Below are 21,981 nucleotides of genomic sequence, written 5' to 3' on the forward strand. Positions count from 1 at the left end.
TAAACAAGCCGCGACACGAGTTCTGTTATAATAGTAACACGCGATTTTTGCTATTTTTCATAAGCTTTTACTATTTTTGAAATGTGAAAGTCTGATCAAGCTTTTAGTGGAAACATGATCTGTAAATATATGCGAAACTCACTAGCGTCGTCTAAGCGGGCCTCTTCGCGCAGGGCATCAGGCAGTAGTTTTTCCCGAAAGGCACCAATCTCGCTCAAGTTGATCATAGACCACGAAAATGTTTGGGCTGGAGAATCGCTCAGAGAAATTGTCGCAATTGGTTTGACAATCTGCCCGATAAAAAAGCCCCCGGTTTCCCGGAGGCTCATTGAATACTAGTTATTTTACCGCGATAACTTCAATCTCCACAAGTCCGCCCTTCGGCAGCTTCGCAACCTCAACGGCGCTACGTGCCGGATAAGGCTCCGCAAAGAAGGTGGCATAGACTTCATTAACAGTTTGGAAATCGCCCATGTCTTTTAGAAATACCGTCGTTTTCACTACATGCTCCATGGCATACTCTGCAGCTTCCAAAATTGCCTTTACATTAGTTAGCGATTGCTTCGTCTGCTCCGATACAGAATCCGGAAACTCTCCTGCAGCATTCATTCCAAGCTGCCCGGAAGTAATAATCATATTCCCAAATTGTACAGCCTGTGAGTAAGGACCGATAGCACTTGGAGCGTTTGAAGTTACGATTGTTTTTCTCTCTTGTTTTGTCATAGAAATTCTCTCCCTTTATCCACGCATTAATGCGCTTTTTTTTCTGTTTTTACAAGTGAGGGATGTGATCCCCCCTCTTATAATGATTTAGCTGCTTTTGCATCATCATATTCCTTGAGCATTTCCTGCTGCTGCTCTGGAGTCAGCTTGGTGATTCCAAAGCCTGTGAAGCCCCAGATCGTCGCGAAGATAATACCCGTCCAACATAAGATTGCCCAAGGCAAATATGAAAGGGTTGCGACGCCAAGCGTACCAGCCATATAAGCCCCTGCAGCAGTCCATGGCAGGATTGGTTCGACAATGGAAGCAGAGTCCTCAATTGTTCGGCCCAGGTTCTTCGGATGCAAACCGCGGCGGATATAAGCCTCACGTAACATTTCACCTGGCATCAAGATCGATACCTGACCATTGCTTGTTACACCGATCATTGTCAAACCAGTAGCAATTGTTGCCAGGATCAGCGAGCCCGTCGAGTGCACATACTTGAGGATCTTATCTACAATCAATTCCAGAGACTTCGTAAGCGATATTACACCAGCAAATGTAATGGCACAGAAACAAATCAACAATGTACCCATCATAGAGTTCATACCACCGCGATTCAGAAGGCGAGGAATATCCGGAATCACAGCAGCTGCATCAAAGCCTTGAATGTGAACCATAGCTACATCGAAGCCGTTAATGACGGAAGTAATTACATCATGCAGTGTAAACCCTTGAAAGATCATACCGTTCGCCAACGCTACAAAAGAGGAAATCAGCATCACCGGTATGGTAGGCTTTTTGCGAATCGATCCATACAATACGATCAGTACCGGAAGCAGTAATAGTAAATTCCAGTTGAACACTGTACTTAAAGTATCCATAATCGTAATAACCTTCTCAGGAATTGCCACATCCGAGCCACCGCTATTAAAACCAGTGATCAAGTAGACCGTTCCTGCTACGATAAAGGATGGTACTGTCGTATAGAGCACATGACCAATATGTTCATACAGGTTAACTCCAGTTGACAGCGCTGCCAAATTTGTTGTATCTGATAACGGGGACAGCTTGTCTCCAAAATAGGCCCCTGCTACGACTGCACCTGCAACAGCAGCCAGATTCGCATCAAGGCCAGCTCCTACCCCCATAAATGCTATCCCAATTGTACCTGCCGATCCCCAAGAAGTACCTGTACATAAGGAGACAATGGAGGTGACAATGAATGCCGTAATCAGCAAAAATTGCGGATTAATAATATCAAGTCCGTAATAGATCATCATCGGTATCGTACCGCCGATCATCCAGGCACCAATCATAAATCCGACAGTAATCAGGATCAAGATAGCCGGCATGGTCTTTGCGATTTTTTGTGCGATGGAACCCATAATGTCATCATAGTTGTAACCCAGCTTGATGGCGATGATTCCGGCAACCACTGTGGATATAATGATTAACGGCTCAGGCGGCAATTCGAATAAAACATATCCTAAACATAACAGCAAAATCATAGTAACAATCGGTAATAAAGCTAAAAACAGAGTTGGTTGCTTTACCGTCTTTTCCTTATTTGGCATAGCCATTGTAAGGTTCCCCCTATCGATGATGTAAGAAGTTATCTGTTACTTAAAGGGTAATTGCTGGCCATTCGCTCAAAAGCCTCTTGCAATAGCGCCCTGGGAGCACCGAGATTCAGGCGAATAAATCCTTCACCATCCACGCCAAAGGACGAACCAAAGCTTACGCTAACACGGCTTTTATTTTGAATCCATTCAATTAAATCGCTTTCGTTTCTGCCAAGGGCAGTACAATCTACCCACAGAAGGTAGGTTCCTTCCGCTCTCACGATTTTTAGTTCAGGCATATGTTCAGTAAAAAAATCTTCTGTAAATGAAATATTATCCGTAATATAAGATCGAAGCTCGTTAAGCCAATCATCACACTCCGTATATGCAACCTCCAAAGCAGGGATGGCAAAAAAAGTAGGATTATGAATGCCAGCTTGGCGTAACCCATGTTGAAACTGATCTCTTAACTGCTTGTTTGGGATAACAATGTTAGCGATTTCAAGACTTGCTAAGTTAAAGGTTTTACCTGGCGAAGTGCAAATAATAGAACGCTCCGCAATCTGTTCTGACAATTTCGCGATAATCGTATGCTCATGTCCTTCGTGAATAAAATCGGCATGAATGTCATCCGATACGAGCAATGCATCATACATACACGCCCAGTCGGATTATGTGGAGAGATTAACATAACAATCTTGACCCCTGCACTCATTTGGCGCTCCATATCATCAAAGTCGATTTCATATCGTCCATTACTAAGTACCAGCCGACTCTCTACGAGTTTTCTATCATTGATTTCAACAGCATTAGCGATAGGTTGATATGCCGGAGTATGCATCAAAATTCGGTCGCCAGGTTGTGTGAATCTCTCGATTATAATCGAGACGGCCTGTACAATCCGCGGGCAGAACACAATCCATTCTTGAGGTACATCCCATCTGTAAGCTTTATCAAGCCAATGTTGTACGACCTTATAATACGGAGGGAACGCATCGGTATATCCGTAGATTCCGTGCCGCGCTATCTCGCTCACCTTATTCACGACTTGAGGAGGCGCTTGTATATCCATATCCGCAACAGAGAGAACGATCATATCATCCCCCAAGCTGTTCACTACCCCGTCCCATTTCGCGCTATTGGTGCCTATTCTGCTAATCACTTGATCAAAGTTATAGCTCATGATCTCACCTTCTTGTTTTCCATCTAGATTTCTGTTTATTTCAGCTTTTGTAAATAGCGATATACCGTAGGTTCAGATATTGATAAAGAAGCTGCTACCTGTGAAACGCCGCCTTTCAGTAAGAAAACTCCAAGCTCGTTTAATTCGCGGACAACTTCAATCTTCTCCTGCGATGACAAACGTTCCGGCGGAATTTTTAATTTGCCAATGACAGAAGTTATCATATGTTGCAGCAGATCATCTGCATTTCCTTGCAGGTACTCCGTTGTTTGCTTTTCTTCTTTCGACTTTTCAGCAGCAGCAGGCATTACATACGGGTTAGGTCCTCCTTGTAAAATATGTTGAACCCATTCAGCCGCTACTTCCATATGAGATACGTCAATATTCAGGCAGAGCAGGCCAACCAGCTTATTCTGATCATTCTTTATATAGTAGGTAGACGATCGGAAACTCTGACCGAATTTGCCTGATGCTTTGTAGTTGGCTATATACTGTTCCTCATGATAAGCTTCTGATTTGAGGATTCTCAAGACAAGGTCAGTGGATGCATCGCCTACTTCACGGCCACTAATATATCCGTTCTCAATAAAAACAATAGAGTGCTCCGGATCACTGATATCATGTACGACGACTTCACATTTAGGTCCTATAATTGCCGCGATAAATGAAGCAATCGGAAAAAATCTCTCAAGATACTGACGATTCTCAATCTCCATCACTTTGGTCTCCTTTCTCTTCTTTCAACAATGTATTTTTATTTTTAGAATAATAAATTATTATCTTGATAAAATAGTATCACAGTTATAAAACGCTTTCAACTTTTTTTTTGTGGATGACCCTCATTTAAATAAAAAAAGCCTGCACGATCACTCCTGTGATCTGTGCAAGCTTCTCACTCATTTTCTCGAACATTGAGTCGAAAATACAACTGAATTACAACGCGTTATTTTTCCCAAAGCTCGACCCAGTCGACCTTCAGGATCTTCAATCCAAATAAACTTTTTAAATTCACTAATCACTTTTTGGTGCGGATGTGTCTCGGGTAATTACACCTTCGACTTTTCTTCCGGGACCGAGGGGGCCCGCCCTACAAAGAGTGAACATATTGTTATAGGATGTCAACTCCTACTCTGAATAGCCTACATCATCATGTTTCATTAACTATACGCCAAACTGTTTTAAATGATGGTCTAGATGTTTATATATGCACTTGCCCCATTCTTCAGGAGAAAGTTTACCAAAAAAAGGATGTGGTCGGGTTGTACATTTCTCAGGTCCATTATTTTGAAACGTAATTATATTTTGTATTAATGTTTCTTTTTCCACATCAAAGTCTCTTTCATCTACAATCATGATATTGGGAATTGTGGACATATTCTTTGGCAGTGGCTTATCGTTATAGACAATGGGTTTTACAAACTTTCCTATAACTAACCCAAGCCAGCTTCTTGAGGAAGAAGAGTTCCCCATCGCTATTTCCTGAAAAGATGAGCAATGAGCTAACATTTGCGCGACATTCATTTTTCCCCAACGCGGTTGTGAATCTGAACGTAATTGTTTGATACGGACAATAATTTCATTTGTATGATTTTGTTCAAAAATGCTATTCATTAGAACGATTCCTCCTGAAAAAAGAGTTTTCTTGCGCTGATTTCCTATAACCTTCCTGTATTCACGACCCAATGTATTCTGGGTGTCCGGCGAATGCCGGACCAAGGACGAATGTACGCAGCGTGCATATTATGTTATAGGATGTCAGCCGATTCTCTGAAACACAAATCATTCTTGTACCATTCCCTTAAATCAACTATATTTCTTTTTTAGTATTTCTATATGTTCAAGTGAGATTTCTGTGATTTTCGAAATGTCTGATGCTTCAAATCCTAGTTTTAGAGCGCTTCTTGCAATTTTCAAACTATGCTTTACTTTAGTAATCCGATCTTTAAGTAACACATCTCCAAAATCCAGATACTCATCAGCGATCTCACCGTTCAAAAAGAACTCTATATCATAGGTTCCTATATGTTCTTCTACGTAGAATATATTAATCGAACAAAATACCACAGCTTCTGTTGTGTTAAAACTATATTAGGTATATGGCCCGCTCTTCAAGAGTTATTAATTCATCATATAATTTGCCCATAAAAGTACTGTGATAGTCACCTTTATTTTCATCACGCCACTTCCTATATGTCTTCCAATAATGTTCTTTCGTACGTTTCACCGCATTATACTTGCTATCCCATCCAAGTAGAATATCTTTATTCACTCAAGCACTTCCCGTCGAAAGTATGTAAGGTGTAATGGATCCTCTTTATATGTTGCTGATTTCATCTAACGTTCTGGTGTTATGAGATGTCGTCGACTCCATGGGAATACAATCAATTTTTTTAATTAGTTTTAGTTAACCTCGCTAACACTCCGTCAATGTTATCCCATTCATAAATTAATTCATTAAGGACTCTTCCTCCAATTTTTATTTGAACCGATTTACACAAGTGAGCACCATAATACTCATAAAAATAGCGGGCCTTGTTATCCTCTAGAACATTAACAAATATCTTCTGATAACCCAATGAATTGAATCGAAAAAATATACTTTTAAGTAATTCCTTCCCTAATCCTATCCCTTGATATTCCTTAAGTATGTAAATTGAAGTCAAATCACCTGAGTCGGGCACCTTATTTTTCTCTCTCTTCCAACAATCTGCAAATCCAATGATTTCCCCTTCTGTGTTCTCTGCTAATATCACAAAATTGTCTGTTTTTCCGATATTTTTAATCCATAATTCAGTTCTTTGTTTATATGATAGATTGGTTAAGAATTCCTCTGGAATAATACCCTGGTATGTAGTTCTCCAACTATCCACATGAACTTTTGCAATTCCTTCAGCGTCATTAATGGTAGCTTCTCTGATCTGCAACATAATCATCTCCTGAATTTTTTAGTTATAAAATTATGGAAACAAATTGCAATATAAAATCACTGATTTATATTATTCCCCTTCGGGTGGACCGAGGATCCGACAGGCTTCGAAGCGTAGATATAATGTTATACGAAGTCCTTGACCCCTAGAGTTGCCACCAAATTGTCTCTTCCCCCTTATTTCTTTGGCCTTTATATAATATTTCTCCATCTTTTTGAGACATTATATCGAATTTAATAAGATAGCTCTTTCTAAATAAATCGGTTTCTTGAATTCCTTTTTCAATCTCATTAATGAATTCTGTAACCACGTATTTAGCTTGTTCATTAGTCAATCTACCCTCAACTAAGATTCTAATATTAATTGTTTTTTTATCTGAACTTGTTGCTGTTGTAACTACTAAGTCCTTATCATTCATAGACTTCTCTGCTTTGGCCGTTGCGGATGCTAATTCGTCAAAATCAATTTTTGGTTTTGTGCAACCAATCGTAATTATGGAGCAAAACAGTAAAATTAGTATTGATCTCATAATGTCTCCTTTGGTCTGAATCTCTTTAAGGATTTCGTATAGCGTTGTTGTGTTCTTGACGTCCAACCATCTTAAAAGAGCGTATGCGACTGGCCGCGACGCGGTTAGGTGGTGCGGATGTGTCCGAGGACTATGCTTCCTTGCTACTGAAATTCCTCTTCGATTTAACTTCTAACTTCTTTCGGACCAAGGGGCCGATGTCCCGACGCATGAACATGTTGTTATCTGGTGCCCTCAACTTCTTTGATCAACTCACAAAATCCTATACCATATCTGAAATAAACATGGCTTTAGTTCCTTCTTCTGGCTTAAATCCAAATATTCCATAGAATTTTTCTGCACTATCATAGGATATAAGCACTTTTGTTTTGATATTAGAATATCGACTAAGCATTTTTTCCATCATTCTCTTTCCTATTCCTAATGATTGATATTCTTTATGTACTAACATGTAATGAAAATATACTGTCATCACTCCGTCAGACAGTGCATTTATTAAGCCAACTAATTTGGTATCATCCCATGCCGTAATAACCGTATGCGAGTTGTTTATTGCTTGTCTAAGATCTTCTGGGAAATCTCCTGATCTCCAGTCCACCGAGTGAAACAGTTCTTGAATTGCTTGTTTATCAATGTCTTTTATTTCTTTGAAGATGATTGTCATAATATCGCTCCTATGTTGTTGTATTCTCGACGCCCCACCACCTTAAAGGAGCTCGGAGCCATAGGCGAAGCCGGTTCCCGACTGGGCGCGACCGCGCTTAGGTGGTGCGGGAGTGTCGCCTGAATCCACTTCCCCGAAATGCCTCTGGCAACCTAGGCCCCTTTTGGGGCCGCAGCGGGAATACGGTGTTATATATTGTAGCCGCCTTCTTCGATTTCGCATAATTTATTTATGTTGTCATATTTACATTTAACTCTTGGTTGTCTATTTAGTATTTCCCTTTTTATAAATGCATTAATAAATGGATTATATCTATTCCAGTTATAAAGAACTGCATATCCGCATTGATATTTCAACAAGGTTTATTCTTATTTCTGATCTGCTATTCCAACTTCGACTATCCCATTCGACACCACTTAAATCATCACCGCCATACAAGATAATACCTAATTTTACATTTCTAAATTGTGAAACAGCCATAAATGCTGCTGCTTCCATTTCTACAGTTACACACCCTTCTGCTTTCCGCAACTCAACCTTTTCTTTAGTCTCTCTATAAAATGAATCTGTCGTCCAAGTTTTGGCCTTTATATATCTGACATTATGTATATTAAAATCGTCCTCTATGATTTTTAATACCTCTAGATTACATTCAATTTCTCTTGATGGCTTAATGTAATGGTATGATACTCCTTCATCTCTCACTGCAGAGACGGGTACTATTACATGTCCAACAGCAATGTCTTTTTTTAATACACCTGCACCACCACAAACTATAAATTTCTGAAAACCATAGGCTATCAGTTCTTCTAAGAATCCTGCTGAACCTGCAGCTCCTAAATACCCCAAAGTAATATGTACTTTTTTTCCTTGATAATATGTTTCATATATTGGCAAATCTAGAGTCTCGCAATGCAGACATGCAACTTCTTTCAGCTTTCCCTCCGTTTTCATTTTTTCAATTACATCTCTAAAAAATGTTATTACACAGTATTCAAATTCTTCTTTTGGCTTGATAAAATTACTAGCCTCTATTATTGCAACTCGCGATTCATCAAATTCCAATATCGGGAATTCTTTACTATAAATTTTTTTGCTCTCCATCTCGACTTACCTCCAAAGGAATTAAATTTTTTTATTATTTATTTGCGGCTATTACATATAACGTTACTGTATCCACGACGCCCCACCGACTTAAGCACGTTAGGGGCGACCGCGATGCGGTTAGTCGGTGCGGATGTGTCCGCCTGATCCCACTTCCCTGCCAATTCCCTTCGGGCTGACCGAGGGAGCGTCAGGACCCGAAGCTTGGATATAATGTTATCTGACGTAAACCTCTACTGTGAATTAGCTATAATCTTCTTTGTTAAGTTAAACTCATGACGGCATTCATAGTAATAACTTTTGAGTTTATATCCCCCAGCTTTAAATACAGGCTTATGTTGATACCACACTATAATTAGCGTTCCTTCAAAAAGGATTCTACGAAGGATATAAACTATTCTGTTAAAGAGAACGCTTCTATTTTGAGCAAATTTATGAAGTGTTTCGGATTGAAACTGAACATGTTTCTCCTCATCACTTAAAATCTGATTACATAAATCTATTAATACTTCTGACTTTGTAGATTTTTGCAAGGCTTTATAGTACAACTTAGCAATGATCTCAGCAGTTAATAGAACAATGACTGATTGTTCTAGACTCGCATATCGACGTAATCTTCTAAATACATTGTCCACCCAATGTCTACGAAGGAGTGGGATTCCCTGTACCTTCATAAATCTGCCTAGATCTCTAGCATGCCTCTGTTCTTCTTTAATGAATTCTATAAGTGCTTCATAGTAATCCTGATCTTGTGTCTGATGTACATATTCTTGCGCACGTTTAATTAGATGTTTACCTTCAGATTTTTCTCCTAATTGAAACTGTTGAATTGACTTAATGATTATTTCTCTTTCATTAGTTGTTAATTTATAGTTGTCATCCCAATGAATATATTTGAGGTTTTGATTATTTCTTCGATAATATTGCACCCATTTCGAGAAAGTGATATTCATTATTTGCTCCTAAAATGTAATAGGTTTATGTCAGATAACGTTGTGTATTGACAACGTCCTGGCCCCTTAGAGTCGCTGCTTATAGTTGTGAGGCTTGCCGAACACCTAATGCAGTAACTTCCGACGGGCTTAGGGGGCTGGATGTGGTCATTCGCTTCTCAGAGTGACCCGGATCGTCAATATTTTGTTAGTCGAAGGAAGTTCTGGAAGCAGCCATTGCATTTAAGGCGTTCTCAAAATAGCTATATACTTCATCTGCAATTCCCAGAAACTCTTCAACAAGTACATTACTATCCAAGTAACAAGCATACAGATAATCAACTAAAGCGGAGTCAATATCGCAATAGTCCAATATGGCATTCTTCATCTTAATCATGTCATCTTGCCATACACCTGTATCTATTAAAACCAAAGAGTATAATGCACGAATTAATCTCTTAGAATAACCTTTAATATATCTAGTTTTCATTGTGTTATCACTAGCATTAGAAAGTAAACGATGTATACGATCCACTTCCTCCTTGGTCTCTGTATTTAAGTCTAAAATGAACTCTGGAGAAATAATTATCGGTGGTACTTTTTCACCAACGTCATGACCATATACGCAAACACAAATGATCTTAACCCAAAAACCCCACTCATTTGGTTTACTTAATACATCGTCAATCGAGCAAATTGTCGTATCAATCTTAGTTAATACTGGATATTCTCCCAAAAGCCTGTCTTTAATATTTGACAATCTTTCGTAATCAATATCTTTGGAATTTACACATACAATAGTAAAGTCTGCATCTGACTTAAAAGGTTTAGCAGTTCCTTTTGGAATCGAGCCACACATATAAATGCTATGAATCTTATCTTTAAATTCGGCAAGTATATGATCTATATACTTATCAACAAAATACTTATATTCACTTTGTATTACAATTCTATTTATAACTTTTTCTAATATCATATAGACTCCTCCTAAACTAAGAACTTCTTTCGGCTAACGTTCCCGCATTCACGACGCTTGGCGTATGCCCGATGCGTGAATATATTGTTATCTGATTTCAGGCTAATCTATGAATAACTTTCAATAATGTTTCAACTATGATCTTCAATCAGTATTAACTTCTTATCTTTCATTTGAAATATTGATTTCCCTTGAAGTTTTAATGTTTCTCCTGCCTTCATTCCATTAGGGAGATCACTGGACAATATTCCCTCATAATCAATGTCAACCTCTGCTTTATCTCCTGCGAAAGTAATGTTTTTTATTACTTGACGCCTTTGAGAAAACACCTGAATTGACTGCTCTGCTAATGTGCGAAATTCCTGAATCCCCTTTGTTTCCGAATTCACTTCACCTTTAGAAATGTTTCGAAAATGAATATTCTCATTCAAAACTCCTATCATTCCATCAATGTTAAACGTGTTATATGCGCTCAGGTATTTTTCAATAAGATCTTTTAAATTTGAGTTCTCCAAGTCGAATCACACTCCTAGATTCTGATATTACATATTTGTCCTGATTTCAGATAACGTTCCTGTATTCACGACGTCCCACCACCTTAAGCCCGAAGGGAGCCGCTATTCGGTTAGGTGGTGCGGATGTATCCGGCTGAATATGCCTCCGTACTACTGAAATGCCTCTTCGGAACTACTTCTAACTTCAGCCGGACTGAGGGGCGAATGCCCCGAAGTGTGAATATAGTGTTATATGAGGCACCTGACTTCTCAGAGTTACTTTCACACTGTCTTCTGTTTCTATTTTCACTCTATTACTTTATATTCCAGTAAATTCCTTTTATAAACCGTCACCTACTTATTTGTTACCGAGTTGTTCCGCCAAACCGATTAGAAGTCCTTCGATTCCTCGAATGTAGCAGAGCCGATACGAGTCCTCGTACTGAACCACTTCGCCAACGAGCTGCGCACCATACTTAGTGAGTCTGGATACCATTTCGTCAATGTCTTGAACTGTAAACATAACGCGTAGATACCCGAGGGAGTTAACAGGAGCAGTCCGGTGATCTGATATAGTAGGCGGGGTGAGAAATTTCGAAAGTTCAAGTCGACTGTGCCCATCTGGGGTAACCATCATAGCAATCTCTACGCACTGAGAACCTAGTCCGGTTACACGACCAGCCCATTCACCTTCGACAGTGGCTCGCCCTTCGAGGTTCAAGCCAATCTCCTCGAAGAAAGAGATCGCGTCATCAAGGGATTCTACAACGATGCTGACATTGTCCATTCTTAGTAATTTGTTTTTTATCATAGTTTTATCTCCTCGTGTACAAATTTACTATCTGATCATCTTCAATATTTTTCAAAGAATAATTATTTAATTCTAAAACAAATGCTTTGTAACAATTGTTGACAACAATAAGTAGTCATAGTATTCGAAAATGTGAAATTGGGTTTTCGGGTAAGTCATAACTTTCTTGTATTCACGAAACGCCCTGGCTTTAGATAGCTCTTATCTTAGGCTGGGGCGTTTGTTGACTGAGATTTCTTCCATGATTATACATCTGTCAATCAAGGAGCGATAGCCCCGCAGCTTGAATTCTGTGTTAAACGCAGTTTCTGACTTCATCGAATTATCAAATACTAGCTTTCAGTTTGTTTTATATGATGCAGCATATGGTTTAATTCTTTAAAATTGTCTATACCACCAACGGGGGCGTTTAGTTAAGCAGGACTTCGAAAAGTACACTGTATCTCGCGGCAATAATGAATGAGTGAAATTAGTTTGAATAGATTCTCCCAATTATCCATCGAAATGCTCCAATCATCAGGAATCCCATTGAAATAGATAACATTCATCCCGTGATGCATTTATGACCCGATATGGCCTTCTTTATCCATAACCATTCGCAACACGCTTTGCTTTCCTCGAGACAAAAAAAAGACAAGGCTATCTAAATGGTATCGCTCATAAAAAAGTACTGGATAAGGAGAGAACCATATTAGGAATAAGTAAATGGCATACAGGAAAACATAAATCCGGGAACTTCATTAACTAACTAGGAGGTTGGCAAATGGCAAAGTTTTTCGTTTTAACAATATTATTATTGGTGGCAGGCTGTTCGTCCCATAACAATATGATGCAAAAACAAGTGACTCCTGAGCAAAAACAAATTTCAATTCATGATCATGCTTCTGCACCAAACTCTGTCCTCACACAGGCATCATCAACAGCTACATCTTGGCAAGAGAGATCTATTACAACAAAAGAAGCCCAAAATGGAATTCCATTGGATTTGTTGGATGTGATTCGAACACCGGATGGAAATCCAGTAAACCAGGCACCTGCAGGAAATCCTGAAAATAAGGAGCCAACAGGACAAGTACAGGAAGGTAAAAAAAATACTACGGATAAAACAGATTTTGAGCAGCAGGTTCTGGATCTAGTCAATCAAGAAAGGGCCAAAACAGGATTAAGTTCCTTGAGTAGGAATGAAGAATTGTCAAATGTGGCTATGGTCAAGGCACAGGACATGTACAACCACAGTTACTTTGATCATAATTCGCCAACACATGGATCCCCCTTCGATATGATGAAGGAATTCGGGATCACATATAATACCGCTGGAGAAAACATCGCAAAAGGGCAAACCACCCCTACCCAGGTTATGAAGGAGTGGATGAATAGCCCTGGCCACAAAGCAAATATACTGAATAATAGTTATTCTCATATCGGTATTGCTTATTATAACAACACATGGGTCCAGGAATTTACTGGGTAGCGCCTTTCATCTCCCAACAATAAAGTATCAAAAACCCGCAATTTATGTCGGGTTTTTGATACTTACAGATCCTGCATACGCCACCAGTTGTTTTGTTTCCTCGAACCGGATTAAATTGTAAATCTTATCCACCTTCATCTTATTTGCATTAATTTCACCTACCGTTTTTATGTGATAGATTGTCAAACCAAGTGCGACAGTTCCTCTGTGAAAGATTCGTGAGCGGTTTTCCAGCCCAGACATTTCCGAGGGCGACGTAGATACTGTGTTATCCAATGGACTTGCCTTCTTGATTCTGCTTTCATCGTCTTTACTTTTGTTTTCATTCGTTTATGTATTCTAGGACTTTGACAAGTATTCTGCGATTGGTTTCGATGAATCTACCACTATATAATTCTCTTCTTCTGGTTTTTTACTGTTTATTAAAGCTCTATAAAAACCTTCTTCTGATGATGGTGCTTCGATTTGACTCAAAAGTCTTTCTCGATTTTTTAATCGATTTCGAATTAATTCAATGTCTTCGACATAACATTCCACATACTTATATTTCTTTTTGTGTTTTCTCGCTAATTCAAGCCCAGTTTCTAATAAATTGCTGTACAAACAAGGACTATCCATGATCACGCTATGTCCATTCGATAAATAATAATCCACCAACGACCAATCTACATCATAGGACAGTTGTCCTATTACTTTACCTTCCATCGTGTATCCTTGTGATGATAGCGATTTTAAGATTGCTGTTTTAGAAATGTCATGATCAACAATGACAGCCCCAGTTGTTTGGCTAATCTGTCTTGCTAATGTCGACTTTCCTGAACCAGGGAATCCTGACATCTGTAAAAAAAACATACATACACCTCTATCTTAATAGTATTTGCGAGTCTTTCGGATAACGTTGTTGTGTTCCTGACATCAATTCCCCATAGATAGCTCTTATCTTAGGGGAATTGATGTGTCTGCCTGAATCTGCTTCCTTGATATCCTTCAGGCAGACCGAGCGGCGACAGACGCGAAGCTGGAACACAGTGTTATAAGATGTTGGGGCCATCCCTGAATTCGCTTACACTTTACTGTATTGACTTTACGTACTTTTCAATTTGTTTTTTATGGTGTTTATCGTGGGGAATAAATCCTCTTAAATATCCCCTAATCGAAAACTTCTTTCTGTCTCCGTCTTTATATTCCTTTATATAATCTTCCTCTGGTAATCCGGTGATATCATCAATGATCTTGTTTCTGTGTTCAATGAATTGGTTAATGATAGAATCTCTTGTTTGGCTCTTTGCATATTCCCTTGCATTAGCGTTGAATTCATCAAAGTTCAAATGCCTTACAGTCACGGATTGACCAAGCTTAATCTTCTCTATGCCTTCCTCATAAAAATATTTGTCCCAAAGCATGATATGACTTACAACATCTTTCAATGACCTTTTCCCCTCTGAAATGGGACTGTTCCAATGTTCCTCATCTATAGTCTTTAACTCTTGTACAAAATCAATAAAGGTTTTGAATTCTTCCACCATTTCCAAAGAGGTCTTCGCCATGTACATTACTCCTTTGAGTTGTTTTTATATCCTTTGCCCCAATTTCTTATAACGTTTCTGTATTCATGAACCCCACAGGGGTTGTCTGCTGAAATGCTTCTCCGCATTCCTTCAAGCAGACCAAGGCTCCATCGGAGCCGCAGCGTGAATATTATGTTATAAGATGTCGGTGTCTTCTTCGATTAACTTTCAAAAAATCATTTTTAGTTTTAAAGTTTGATTGTAACATTATGTTCGTTAAGCACTTCTAAAATATTTTCAATTATTTCGCATTTATCAGCAAATCCATTGATTTCAATCGTAAAAGGTGGTTTCACACCAAAGCCTCCGCACAAGCAATCTGACAAGCTGTCCAGACATCCGCCGAAATAACCTCCAGGGCCATTGATGGATTCACCCAGCGCAAAATAAAAAGAAATCTTATCTGTGATATGTCGACCATCAACATAATACGTTTGATTAGTTATGTCCTGAATATTACTGGAGATTTTACAATAATTATTTCGATTTCTAATTATTTCCATCCAGATCTCGCGCTGGTGGTTAGTAAATTGAGACCAAATATTTTTTTGTTTTAACTCTCTACCAAGATCCCAGAGTCTTAGAATTTCCATAGAAAGAGCAATTGGAAGATAACCAGCAATATTAACATCTCGCCCATCTTTTAAATCTGAAGAGGTAAATACTTTCTGAGTATTCAATACAAAATAATAATTACCTATCTTATTACCACAATGATCTAAAATAAGTATGTATAAATTACTTATGGGATACTTTCGGTTTGAGCAAATCTGTTTAAAGTCAGCGCTGAAATGAAAATTAATAAAACTGAGATCGTAGTAATCCTCATCCGCAGTTTCACTAATGTTCGTTTCTAATAATCCAGCAATATTATCGCAATGTCCGATAATTAAACTGCCATCCTCGTCGAATAGACTATATTTGTAATTCATAGATTTACTCCCTATGTATTTGCATTAATTATGGGTTTACTCTTTACGCCGATTTCTTATAACGTTCCTGTATTCACGACATCGTTCCCCCTTAGATAGCTCTTATATTAGGGAGATCGATGTGTCCGTTGAATTAGCCTCTCTGCCAATAGCCTCTAACGGACCAAGTAGCGGCGATAGCCGATCCGCAACGTGAATATAATGTTATAAGATGTTGCGCCTTCCCCGAATTACTCTTCATACTTGATTAAAATGATTTTCTTATCTTTTATAATGATTATCGATTTTTTCAATGAGTTTAAAGTACAATTTCATTAGTTTTTCATTATGTTCTTTCTGAACCTCTTCATAAAAATTACTGAGAGTAATAATCCCATCAATTTCTCTAACTATAACTTTGATATCTTGATCTAACAAATGATATTCTTCGAATAATAGGGGTCTTACTTTCTCATGATAATTATTAAAATCAAATTCCTCTGGATATGAAGTAACAATCATAACTTCTCCATCTACTTTAAGAACTTTATTATAAATTTTCAGCTTATCTATATACTCTTTTCTGTTAACTTCCTTTTCTAGCTTTTCCCTTTCCCATTCAATTTGTTTTTGAAATTTACTATTATCATTTTTTTGATTGTTTTTACTAATCATATACGCACCATAAAAAGTCAGTGCTGAAGCAGAAATTGTTGCTAAAGCCGTAATTGCATTTCCTAGCCACTGTGCATCTGCCATGGTATCTCCTTTTAATTCGATATATCTTTTGCGCAATTTCTTATAACGTTTGCGCATTTCTGACGTTCAAGTGGCTTAAGGTGCGTATTCCTCCGGGTCTCCAGACTTAGCCAGTTGGATGTGTCGTCTAATCACTTCTCAGAATCCCCTCTTTGCGACCGAGGAGCGAACGCGACAATGCAGAAATGTTATGTTAGATGATGGGCAATGCCCTCTTTAATTCACATTCAAAATAAAACTCATGTTATGTTCTTATTTAAAAACATTACTCTGTCTACTTCAGTAAATCCATTCTTCTTATAAAATATCTCTGCAGGAATACCTCTATCGGTTAATAAAGTTATGTTCTCAATCCCATCAAATTCAAGTTTTTTCTCTAAGAATTTCATAAGCTTTGATCCTACTCCTGTTTTTTGTTTCTCTACACTTACACACATTTCATTAATAAAAAACTCATCTCCACTCCACCAACGCTTCCGGACACCAAAAACAAAACCAATTATCTCTTCCCTGTCTTCAGCGATAATACCAATAAATCCAGATGAGTTGGTGTAATCAAGTAAATATTGAAATGCAGTTTCTGTAGACCATTCATCATTCCATGGTTCTTGATTAAATACATTAGTGAAAGTATTGGTACATCTCAGGAGATCGTTTCTCTCAAATGATTTAAGTTCCATTTTTAATCAACTCTATTCGAATGTTTTTTTGTTTTTTTAATTGCATGTCTTTCATCTAACGTTTCTGTATTCATGAACCCCAAAGGGGTTGTCTGCCGAAATGCCTCATCGGAATCCTTCCGCAGACCAATGCTCCACCGGAGCCGCTGCTTGAATATTTTGTTATGTGAGGTTCCCTCTTCTCGAAAAGCTATCAATTTCTTTACAATCGTTTTTCTAAGTCATTTATTGCATTTAACCAGATTAGATATTCTTCCGATTCTTCCCATAGCTCTTTTAGTTCTGAATCTTTCTTAATTTTCTTAACTGCTCGTTTAGCTTTTGAAATGAGTTCTTTACCTTTACCTTTACCTTTATGTGTATTGATCCAGTCATATAAATCCTCAGTATCACTTTGTTTATTCAATATCTCTTTCCCAGGACTACCTTGTAATGCTGCAAGGATCTCAATTGCGCCTAGAGCATTTGAAGCTAAATCTGACTCAATATATTCTTCTTCTAATACTTCTTCAATCGTCTCTTCAATTAATTCCATGTCATCAGTATCAAATAAATCTAACTTCCAATCTAATACATCATCATTCTCAAAAATTCCAGTTCCCCATGCTCCCATTAATTAACCTCCAAAAAGTGTCATTATGTTTTAAAGCTCTCAGGGAATTTCACATAACGTTCCCGTATTCATGAACCCCAACGGGGGTTGTCTGCTGAAATTCCTCTTCGAAATGCATCAGCAGACCAAGGCACCATCGGAGCCGCGGCTTGAATATTATGTTATAAGATGTCGGGGTCCCCCTTGAGCTACTTACAAAATGCTCTTTTTCGTACTCCTTACTTTTGTTCTTAACTATTATTCTGGTACTTCAACGTATTCCGATACTCTAGATTTCAATATCTCTATTAATTCTCCATCCATATATTCATAATCATCTGGTATATTTAAGCATACCAAACGTTTGTTTATTAGTTTATTTGAGAATTTATCTTTAAGCCTTCTTACATGTTTTTTCTCCATTACAAAAATTATTTCTGCCCATCCAATGTGTCCTTCAGTGACTTTAATTCTAGCTCCCTCTTCTGTTCCAGCAGATCGCACTTGATATCCATTGTATCCATCAAAAATCTTCTCTGCTGTTAAGCTGCGCCATTTGTTTCGACTACAAATAAATAGTAATTTAATGCTTCGTCACCTATCTCATATCTATTATTTTTGTTTTATTATAGCACCTGAACTTAAGCAATTACCCCGATTTCTAATAACGTTGTTGTATTCACGAACCCAAGAGGCTTAAAGGAGCGACTGGGTCGAAGACTTAGCCTCGCAGGAGTTGTCTGCTGGATACTACTTCCTCGAAATCCCTCTGGCAGACCAAGGGGCGCAGCCCCGCAGCGTGAATACAGTGTTAGCAGATTTCAGGGGCTTCTTCGTGCTAATTTCAATGAATTTACGACTTTCAATGTGCTTGGTTCATTAAGATTGAGATATATTCTTCATCTTTAAGCCTTGTCACCTTACAGTTCTCATTGGATTCAAATTCTACTATTCTCTCTTCAATTGTTTTATTAGTACTATCTTTAAATACGTCCTCTCTATCATAGTGAGGAAAAATAAGCTTGTCGGTTACACCTAATGCCTTAAAATCCGTTAAATCCATTGTGTTCATCTGTGGAGTAAAGAAATCGACAATGTTAATATTCGGCCCCAGTAATAACGCTCCAGCACTTACTCCAACTATAATTACATTCTGTGCGGCCAGTGTTTTAATAATTTCATCAGCACCACTTTTCTTAGCGTAATACAATAATGTAAATGGATTTCCACCATTGATATATATAACATCTCTATGTATGAGAATTTGCGGGTCATCAAATTCTATATCCACAAAATTAATATGCTTAAACCCCATGTCCTTGAAATCTTGCATTGCCCTTTGTGCATATCTATTATTTTCTTTCATAGGGGATGCTGTTGTAATAATAGAGACCTTTAATTGAGAAATATCTCTATCAATAAAATCCAGAAATTGATTTTTAATATCTTCAGTATAAAAACCACAAGAGGTTAGTAACAAGCTACTCATTGAAATCCCCGTCCTTAAATAGTTTATAATCTTTTTAATTTAATTAAGCATTCCCCTGATTTCTGCTAACATCTAATTTATGTACTTCGTAAATACAATACACACCGGCCAGTATCTGAACTACGTATATGATAACCCATATTGTGGAATTTGCGAAGAAATGTTTGGCGAAAAAGGGAGATTTAGCAGAGCGCTCATTCTCCCATGTCCATCCGATCGAATGGGCTTTTTACTGGCCTGATTTGTTCAAATCCCACTAACCGTTAAACTTAATCTGGATAAATCATTCATAAACACATAGTGCTTTCTGCCATACAGCGTAAAAAAGTTTACATGTCAACTAAAGAAAGCATCTGTCTCTTTGATGGTTTCCGGTTTGACATTCAGATCTTTTAATGTGAGTTGGGTTGCTTTGAAAATAATCATACACGTGTCCCCCTTCATTTTTCCAACCCTCCAACAACGCTTTCGATTAACCCCAGAACATTCCGTTATGACCTTCATCCACGATCTTGAGCAATGTTTCAAAATCTTCGTTCGGTTCGATATCATCGATGAAATGCCATTTGCCTTTACTGTCCTGCCAATACACTTTCCATGCCTTTTCATCTAATCTGAACTGTGCTACCGGCATCTGTACCCATTGATCGCTCTGGAAAGCTTGTCTTTCTTCAATCAACGTCACATGATTCCCTCTGATTTTATAGCCTATTTTAATCTGACTTTGTACATGCTCGGGTACTGCATTTTCGGTGTAGTTGTCCATAATCTTTTGAATCCGCTTCTTAGTAAAATCATCCATGTTCTCTAACTCTCCTGCCCTAATCGGTTTTGGTTTAAATGTTCTCAATTATATCATGGTGTTTCTCAGTTCTACGTCATGTTATTTCTTTTTGAACTCTATATTCTATACTTCAAGATTCCTTTCAAGCAATGCACCTATACGCTCTGCCATAACGGATGGAGAAAGTGGCTTTTCCTTTTTAAACCACCATTCTACTACGCCAACAATTGCCGCCCCCAGAAACTGAACCTCCACATTTATCCCTTCCGTTATTGCTGCAATGCTTCCCTCTTCGGACATATTGTTCCCTTTCCCCAGTTCTCCAATGAAAAAGGCCAGAAACTGATTGCGAAAAAAAGAGTTTCCTTTACTCGCAAGTAGTGCAGAGAAAAACAAAGGGTGCTTTTCGAAATACTCGAACCACACTTCCACCATATCTCTATAACTGGCATCGTCTTCTGTAGATTCACAGATCTCCCCCAGGTTCGTAATATGTTCTTCGATGAGCTTATCGAGAAGATCGAATTTGTCCGTGTAATGAAGATAGATCGTTCTTCGGCTAACATCCGCTCTGTCGGAGATATCCTGTATCGTAATTTGATCAAAATCTTTTTCGAGCATCAGTTCAATAACAGCCGTTTTGATGGCTTCCTGGGATTTGCGTATTCTGCGATCCACCTTTAACACTTGAAATCCACCAGCTTTCCTAATAATCACTACACAATTTCAGAGGATTTGTAAACTAATGCACGGAATCGCTCTTTTTAAGACTTGTAGCGTTTCTATTTCTGTATACCATTATACATAGTTGCTTATTAATACACTATTGTGCATTTATGCACATATGGGAATGGAGTTCATTAACATGAAAATTGCAATTATTGGAGCCACAGGGGGAACTGGAAGGAAAGTGATAGAGCGGGCACTTGAACTGGGACATGAGGTTGTAGCCGTTGCTCGTCGGCCGGAAGTGTTATCTCCCGCAGAGGGACTCACCGTCAGACAGGGGGATGTATTTGACGAGTCCAGTCTGGTCAAAGCCATTGCTGGTGCAGATGTGGTCATCAGTTGCATAGGTCCTCCCAGTAACTTGTCTCCAGATTCCGCCAAAAAGAACTTTAGAAACATTAGGGCTGGAATGAATGTTATGGCGGCAAACTTCTCACCAGGTACCGTTATGTCCGAAGGAATTCCGAATATTGCTGCAGCCTGTCATCGTGCTGGCGTTAAGCGCTTGGTTATGCAGAGCGGTATTAACTTGAGCGATGGTAAAGAGCTTTCCTTTGTTAATGGCTTGGCTGTACGTTTGATGCGCAGCATCTTTTGGAAGGCGATCAAGGATAAAGGTATGGCAGAGCAAGCGCTAATACGGAGTGAACTGGATTGGGTCATTGTACGGGCATCCGTGCTTCAATACGCGGAGGGTACTTTAAAATATACAGCAGGCCCATTAGCCCGCATCAACCCACTCGGGGCGCTGCCCTTTGCAGACTGTGCCGACTGCTTGGTGCGGGCGGCGACCAGTGAGCCTGAGTGGACCAGGAAAATTGTTAATGTGGGACGGTGACATCGACATCGATGACATATGGATTTCATTATTCGGCACAAGCAACCATACATTTTGGCATAAACAGCATGACTTCGAACGTAAATCGGAAGGTAAATGTAACATGAATGAGCTAATCGTTCCATTTCGGTGTTAATACTCTTCTGTATCCTATATATTCTTTTGTCCAACCCAAATAAGAGTGCGAAAGTTTTAACGTACGTGTGAATAGAACAAAGAACGGCTTTCGCCGTTCTGGAGGTGTATTGTTATCCAAAACCAATGCCCTCT

The 21,981-nt window shown here is 38.7% G+C and carries 26 protein-coding genes and 1 pseudogene; 2 read left to right on the plus strand and 25 right to left on the minus strand.

Going from position 1 to position 21,981, the window contains the following annotated elements; translation table 11 throughout:
• Nucleotides 1-339 precede the first annotated feature (339 nt).
• The 15 genes and pseudogenes from QP794_RS03995 to QP794_RS04065 form a co-directional block, all read right to left on the minus strand.
• Entirely contained in the window at nucleotides 340-723 is a 384-nt protein-coding gene (locus QP794_RS03995; protein WP_285075044.1) for a RidA family protein, read from the minus strand.
• A 77-nt stretch (nucleotides 724-800) separates the two neighbouring features.
• The gene (nhaC, locus tag QP794_RS04000; RefSeq protein ID WP_029881437.1) at nucleotides 801-2,288 is read right to left on the minus strand and encodes a Na+/H+ antiporter NhaC; all 1,488 of its coding nucleotides are present in this window, start codon (nucleotides 2,286-2,288) and stop codon (nucleotides 801-803) included.
• A 32-nt stretch (nucleotides 2,289-2,320) separates the two neighbouring features.
• Nucleotides 2,321-3,453 (minus strand): annotated as a pseudogene (locus QP794_RS04005) (MalY/PatB family protein).
• 35 nt (nucleotides 3,454-3,488) lie between these two features.
• Entirely contained in the window at nucleotides 3,489-4,169 is a 681-nt protein-coding gene (locus QP794_RS04010; protein WP_285075046.1) for a helix-turn-helix transcriptional regulator, read from the minus strand.
• Between the two features lie 445 nt (nucleotides 4,170-4,614).
• Nucleotides 4,615-5,064 (minus strand): DUF1569 domain-containing protein, encoded by a 450-nt coding sequence (locus QP794_RS04015; protein ID WP_285075047.1) that lies wholly within the window; start codon nucleotides 5,062-5,064, stop codon nucleotides 4,615-4,617.
• A 192-nt stretch (nucleotides 5,065-5,256) separates the two neighbouring features.
• Nucleotides 5,257-5,448 (minus strand): hypothetical protein, encoded by a 192-nt coding sequence (locus QP794_RS04020; RefSeq protein WP_285075048.1) that lies wholly within the window; start codon nucleotides 5,446-5,448, stop codon nucleotides 5,257-5,259.
• A gap of 88 nt (nucleotides 5,449-5,536) precedes the next feature.
• Nucleotides 5,537-5,722, minus strand: a complete 186-nt coding sequence (locus QP794_RS04025) for a hypothetical protein (RefSeq protein ID WP_285075049.1) — start codon at nucleotides 5,720-5,722, stop codon at nucleotides 5,537-5,539.
• Nucleotides 5,723-5,843: 121 nt separating this feature from the next.
• On the minus strand, nucleotides 5,844-6,377 hold the full coding sequence (locus tag QP794_RS04030) for a GNAT family N-acetyltransferase (protein WP_285075212.1): 534 nt from the start codon (nucleotides 6,375-6,377) through the stop codon (nucleotides 5,844-5,846).
• Nucleotides 6,378-6,525: 148 nt separating this feature from the next.
• Nucleotides 6,526-6,909: a hypothetical protein gene (locus tag QP794_RS04035; protein ID WP_285075050.1), complete on the minus strand. Its 384-nt coding sequence runs from the start codon at nucleotides 6,907-6,909 to the stop codon at nucleotides 6,526-6,528.
• A gap of 262 nt (nucleotides 6,910-7,171) precedes the next feature.
• On the minus strand, nucleotides 7,172-7,573 hold the full coding sequence (locus QP794_RS04040; RefSeq protein WP_285075051.1) for a GNAT family N-acetyltransferase: 402 nt from the start codon (nucleotides 7,571-7,573) through the stop codon (nucleotides 7,172-7,174).
• Nucleotides 7,574-7,894: 321 nt separating this feature from the next.
• On the minus strand, nucleotides 7,895-8,677 hold the full coding sequence (locus QP794_RS04045) for a nucleoside phosphorylase (RefSeq protein WP_285075052.1): 783 nt from the start codon (nucleotides 8,675-8,677) through the stop codon (nucleotides 7,895-7,897).
• A 233-nt stretch (nucleotides 8,678-8,910) separates the two neighbouring features.
• A complete protein-coding gene (locus QP794_RS04050; protein WP_285075053.1) occupies nucleotides 8,911-9,630 on the minus strand; it encodes a ferritin-like domain-containing protein in 720 nt (239 codons plus the stop codon).
• A gap of 187 nt (nucleotides 9,631-9,817) precedes the next feature.
• Nucleotides 9,818-10,585 (minus strand): nucleotidyltransferase, encoded by a 768-nt coding sequence (locus QP794_RS04055; protein WP_285075054.1) that lies wholly within the window; start codon nucleotides 10,583-10,585, stop codon nucleotides 9,818-9,820.
• A gap of 131 nt (nucleotides 10,586-10,716) precedes the next feature.
• Nucleotides 10,717-11,100 (minus strand): nuclear transport factor 2 family protein, encoded by a 384-nt coding sequence (locus QP794_RS04060; protein WP_285075055.1) that lies wholly within the window; start codon nucleotides 11,098-11,100, stop codon nucleotides 10,717-10,719.
• A gap of 337 nt (nucleotides 11,101-11,437) precedes the next feature.
• Nucleotides 11,438-11,890 carry a VOC family protein gene (locus QP794_RS04065; RefSeq protein ID WP_285075056.1) on the minus strand — a complete coding sequence of 151 codons (453 nt, stop codon included), beginning with the start codon at nucleotides 11,888-11,890 and terminating at the stop codon, nucleotides 11,438-11,440.
• A gap of 763 nt (nucleotides 11,891-12,653) precedes the next feature.
• On the opposite strand from QP794_RS04065, the gene QP794_RS04070 reads away from it, so the two are divergent.
• Nucleotides 12,654-13,361 (plus strand): CAP domain-containing protein, encoded by a 708-nt coding sequence (locus QP794_RS04070; protein WP_285075057.1) that lies wholly within the window; start codon nucleotides 12,654-12,656, stop codon nucleotides 13,359-13,361.
• Nucleotides 13,362-13,700: 339 nt separating this feature from the next.
• On the opposite strand, the gene QP794_RS04075 is transcribed toward QP794_RS04070, so the two are convergent.
• The 10 genes from QP794_RS04075 to QP794_RS04120 all read right to left on the minus strand — a co-directional run bounded on the left by QP794_RS04075 (nucleotide 13,701) and on the right by QP794_RS04120 (nucleotide 20,831).
• Complete coding sequence (locus QP794_RS04075; protein ID WP_285075058.1) at nucleotides 13,701-14,213, minus strand: P-loop nucleotide/nucleoside kinase family protein; 513 nt, start codon at nucleotides 14,211-14,213, stop codon at nucleotides 13,701-13,703.
• A gap of 218 nt (nucleotides 14,214-14,431) precedes the next feature.
• On the minus strand, nucleotides 14,432-14,908 hold the full coding sequence (locus QP794_RS04080; RefSeq protein ID WP_285075059.1) for a DinB family protein: 477 nt from the start codon (nucleotides 14,906-14,908) through the stop codon (nucleotides 14,432-14,434).
• A gap of 209 nt (nucleotides 14,909-15,117) precedes the next feature.
• Complete coding sequence (locus QP794_RS04085; protein WP_285075060.1) at nucleotides 15,118-15,861, minus strand: barstar family protein; 744 nt, start codon at nucleotides 15,859-15,861, stop codon at nucleotides 15,118-15,120.
• Nucleotides 15,862-16,122: 261 nt separating this feature from the next.
• Nucleotides 16,123-16,599: a hypothetical protein gene (locus QP794_RS04090; RefSeq protein WP_285075061.1), complete on the minus strand. Its 477-nt coding sequence runs from the start codon at nucleotides 16,597-16,599 to the stop codon at nucleotides 16,123-16,125.
• A gap of 239 nt (nucleotides 16,600-16,838) precedes the next feature.
• A complete protein-coding gene (locus QP794_RS04095) occupies nucleotides 16,839-17,279 on the minus strand; it encodes a GNAT family N-acetyltransferase (protein WP_024634491.1) in 441 nt (146 codons plus the stop codon).
• A gap of 202 nt (nucleotides 17,280-17,481) precedes the next feature.
• The gene (locus tag QP794_RS04100; RefSeq protein ID WP_285075062.1) at nucleotides 17,482-17,892 is read right to left on the minus strand and encodes a DUF4259 domain-containing protein; all 411 of its coding nucleotides are present in this window, start codon (nucleotides 17,890-17,892) and stop codon (nucleotides 17,482-17,484) included.
• A 237-nt stretch (nucleotides 17,893-18,129) separates the two neighbouring features.
• Nucleotides 18,130-18,459, minus strand: a complete 330-nt coding sequence (locus QP794_RS04105; RefSeq protein ID WP_285075213.1) for a low molecular weight protein tyrosine phosphatase family protein — start codon at nucleotides 18,457-18,459, stop codon at nucleotides 18,130-18,132.
• 274 nt (nucleotides 18,460-18,733) lie between these two features.
• The gene (locus QP794_RS04110; RefSeq protein WP_285075063.1) at nucleotides 18,734-19,360 is read right to left on the minus strand and encodes a Type 1 glutamine amidotransferase-like domain-containing protein; all 627 of its coding nucleotides are present in this window, start codon (nucleotides 19,358-19,360) and stop codon (nucleotides 18,734-18,736) included.
• A 472-nt stretch (nucleotides 19,361-19,832) separates the two neighbouring features.
• The gene (locus QP794_RS04115; protein WP_285075064.1) at nucleotides 19,833-20,162 is read right to left on the minus strand and encodes a DUF3024 domain-containing protein; all 330 of its coding nucleotides are present in this window, start codon (nucleotides 20,160-20,162) and stop codon (nucleotides 19,833-19,835) included.
• 105 nt (nucleotides 20,163-20,267) lie between these two features.
• On the minus strand, nucleotides 20,268-20,831 hold the full coding sequence (locus QP794_RS04120) for a TetR/AcrR family transcriptional regulator (protein WP_285075214.1): 564 nt from the start codon (nucleotides 20,829-20,831) through the stop codon (nucleotides 20,268-20,270).
• Nucleotides 20,832-21,009: 178 nt separating this feature from the next.
• Between QP794_RS04120 and QP794_RS04125 the strand changes: the two genes are divergently transcribed.
• Nucleotides 21,010-21,711 (plus strand): NAD(P)-dependent oxidoreductase, encoded by a 702-nt coding sequence (locus QP794_RS04125; RefSeq protein ID WP_285075065.1) that lies wholly within the window; start codon nucleotides 21,010-21,012, stop codon nucleotides 21,709-21,711.
• Nucleotides 21,712-21,981 lie beyond the last annotated feature (270 nt).

It is taken from the genome of Paenibacillus sp. UMB7766-LJ446, from assembly GCF_030226665.1.
Classification (GTDB): domain Bacteria; phylum Bacillota; class Bacilli; order Paenibacillales; family Paenibacillaceae; genus Paenibacillus; species Paenibacillus vandeheii.

What these genes read in the sequence shown, in the direction of transcription:
- QP794_RS04125 (WP_285075065.1), top strand. Translation starts at nt 21,010, where the DNA reads ATGAAAATTGCAATTATTGGAGCCACAGGGGGAACTGGAAGGAAAGTG.
- QP794_RS04050 (WP_285075053.1), bottom strand. Translation starts at nt 9,630, where the DNA reads ATGAATATCACTTTCTCGAAATGGGTGCAATATTATCGAAGAAATAAT.
- QP794_RS04015 (WP_285075047.1), bottom strand. Translation starts at nt 5,064, where the DNA reads ATGAATAGCATTTTTGAACAAAATCATACAAATGAAATTATTGTCCGT.
- QP794_RS04010 (WP_285075046.1), bottom strand. Translation starts at nt 4,169, where the DNA reads ATGGAGATTGAGAATCGTCAGTATCTTGAGAGATTTTTTCCGATTGCT.
- QP794_RS04055 (WP_285075054.1), bottom strand. Translation starts at nt 10,585, where the DNA reads ATGATATTAGAAAAAGTTATAAATAGAATTGTAATACAAAGTGAATAT.
- QP794_RS04080 (WP_285075059.1), bottom strand. Translation starts at nt 14,908, where the DNA reads ATGGCGAAGACCTCTTTGGAAATGGTGGAAGAATTCAAAACCTTTATT.
- QP794_RS04085 (WP_285075060.1), bottom strand. Translation starts at nt 15,861, where the DNA reads ATGAATTACAAATATAGTCTATTCGACGAGGATGGCAGTTTAATTATC.
- nhaC (WP_029881437.1), bottom strand. Translation starts at nt 2,288, where the DNA reads ATGGCTATGCCAAATAAGGAAAAGACGGTAAAGCAACCAACTCTGTTT.
- QP794_RS04070 (WP_285075057.1), top strand. Translation starts at nt 12,654, where the DNA reads ATGGCAAAGTTTTTCGTTTTAACAATATTATTATTGGTGGCAGGCTGT.
- QP794_RS04090 (WP_285075061.1), bottom strand. Translation starts at nt 16,599, where the DNA reads ATGGCAGATGCACAGTGGCTAGGAAATGCAATTACGGCTTTAGCAACA.
- QP794_RS04075 (WP_285075058.1), bottom strand. Translation starts at nt 14,213, where the DNA reads ATGTTTTTTTTACAGATGTCAGGATTCCCTGGTTCAGGAAAGTCGACA.
- QP794_RS03995 (WP_285075044.1), bottom strand. Translation starts at nt 723, where the DNA reads ATGACAAAACAAGAGAGAAAAACAATCGTAACTTCAAACGCTCCAAGT.
- QP794_RS04110 (WP_285075063.1), bottom strand. Translation starts at nt 19,360, where the DNA reads ATGAGTAGCTTGTTACTAACCTCTTGTGGTTTTTATACTGAAGATATT.
- QP794_RS04045 (WP_285075052.1), bottom strand. Translation starts at nt 8,677, where the DNA reads ATGGAGAGCAAAAAAATTTATAGTAAAGAATTCCCGATATTGGAATTT.
- QP794_RS04095 (WP_024634491.1), bottom strand. Translation starts at nt 17,279, where the DNA reads ATGGAACTTAAATCATTTGAGAGAAACGATCTCCTGAGATGTACCAAT.
- QP794_RS04100 (WP_285075062.1), bottom strand. Translation starts at nt 17,892, where the DNA reads ATGGGAGCATGGGGAACTGGAATTTTTGAGAATGATGATGTATTAGAT.
- QP794_RS04035 (WP_285075050.1), bottom strand. Translation starts at nt 6,909, where the DNA reads ATGAGATCAATACTAATTTTACTGTTTTGCTCCATAATTACGATTGGT.
- QP794_RS04040 (WP_285075051.1), bottom strand. Translation starts at nt 7,573, where the DNA reads ATGACAATCATCTTCAAAGAAATAAAAGACATTGATAAACAAGCAATT.
- QP794_RS04065 (WP_285075056.1), bottom strand. Translation starts at nt 11,890, where the DNA reads ATGATAAAAAACAAATTACTAAGAATGGACAATGTCAGCATCGTTGTA.
- QP794_RS04115 (WP_285075064.1), bottom strand. Translation starts at nt 20,162, where the DNA reads ATGGATGATTTTACTAAGAAGCGGATTCAAAAGATTATGGACAACTAC.